The 1643-nt window shown below is 40.9% G+C and carries 1 protein-coding gene; it reads right to left on the minus strand.

Going from position 1 to position 1643, the window contains the following annotated elements; genetic code table 11:
• Positions 1–402: 402 nt before the first annotated feature.
• A complete protein-coding gene (locus PLK24_RS11310) occupies positions 403–1290 on the minus strand; it encodes a class II fructose-bisphosphate aldolase (protein ID WP_324479213.1) in 888 nt (295 codons plus the stop codon).
• Between the last annotated feature and the right edge of the window lie 353 nt (positions 1291–1643).

The raw sequence follows: 1643 nt of genomic DNA on the forward strand, positions 1-1643 counted from the left end.
GAGGGTCTATCCTGAAAACCAACGGGCATGATAAATCAAGCCCCTACCAAAGAATATAAAATTGTAGGGGCACAATGTATTGTGCCCGTTCTTCATATAATGTAGCGACCTGCCATGGTATGTCGAATCTTGGGTTTCATCTTCATCTGTTGCTGCTAGGCAGCGTGAGGGTCTATCCTGAAAATACCGGAATGATTTTTTATAGGTAACTCATATTGAGCAACCAACCACCAGGATCTCATCCTGGACTTTCACCCTCATCCTCACCTTCTCCCATCAAGAGAGAAGGAACTATAAATTCTTTAGTTTTTTTTCCCTCGCTCCTTGGTAGGAGAGGATTAGGGTGAGGGGGTTACTATTTTAATTATCAGTTCGTATCGTTTTAAGAAACATTAATCTATTTCAGAAAGAATTGGTAAGTAATCCTGAGGCCTTTCCTGAACTCTGAAAAAGATCCATTTTTTGCCTAAGAGCCCTTTTCATAGCTGTAGTTGCCTGGGCAAGGTGTTTTTCAAAAGCGATATCTTCAGATGCATTTGATAGTGAGCTCCTCAAGGATCTGGTAAAGGCTGCTTTCAAATCACTATTGATGTTAATTTTGGCAATTCCATGATCAATAGAGGAAAGAAGCTTATCTTCAGGGGTATCGGATCCGCCGTGTAAAACCAGAGGAACCGAGACTTTTTTACGTATAGCTATCAAGCGTTCAATATCGATGGTAGGTTTTTTCCGGTATAACCCATGGGCAGTGCCGATGGCTACTGCCAAGGCATCAATCCCGGTTTTGTTGACAAAATCCAAAGCTTGGTCTGGATCGGTAAGTCCAGTGGTTTCAGCGTCCAATTCTTCGGTATCTGATTCACCTTCGATTCCTCCCACCAAACCTAATTCTGCTTCAACAGCGACATCAACTGCATGGGCAACTCGAACTATTTCTCGGGTAATTTCCACGTTTTCTTCGTAGGGCAAATGGGAACCATCAAACATAACCGAGTTGAAGCCAGAAGCAATAGCTTTGATTACTATTTCAAATGAATTGCCGTGATCAAAATGGAGACCAATCGGAACCTTGCTTAAATTAATTTCTCGCAAAATAATAGAACATAATCGCTCCATGCCAGCGTAGTCAGTTTCGACTGTCCCGAACATGACAATCATTGGTGATTGTTTTTCCTGAGCAGTTTCAACCAGTCCTCTGGTATATTCCATATTAAAAGTTGTATACGCTCCAATTGCATAGTGTTCTTGTAAGGCGTGATGTAAAAGTTTTTTAAATGAAAATAAAGCCATTTATTCAGTCTCCCTTCTCTTTCTAAAAGAGTAATTTTTGTGAATTTTTAAAAATTTTGTAAGATTGTCAAACCTCTTTTCTGTCCTGAAAATACAGGAATAAGTGATAAGTGATCAAACCAAAAGATAAAGAATATATTCAACAATTCCCCTCCTTGGAGGGGTGCCGTTTTCCGGCGGGGAGAGTGCCTTTAATCCGTCATCCTGAGCGGTTCTTTCCCGCATGAGGATCTCATCTCTTCATTATTATAAAAAATCTAAATGAGATTGCCACGTCGCTGCGCTCCTCGCAATCAGGCTGTGTCACAATCCCTTTCATACACCAAGAATAGCTTGAAAGTGGAAGACACAGT

This window comes from Atribacter sp. (assembly GCF_035418125.1).
Classification (GTDB): Bacteria; Atribacterota; Atribacteria; order Atribacterales; family Atribacteraceae; genus Atribacter; species Atribacter allofermentans.

Coding starts and splice junctions, on each gene's coding strand:
- PLK24_RS11310 (WP_324479213.1), bottom strand. CDS start 1,290: ATGGCTTTATTTTCATTTAAAAAACTTTTACATCACGCCTTACAAGAA.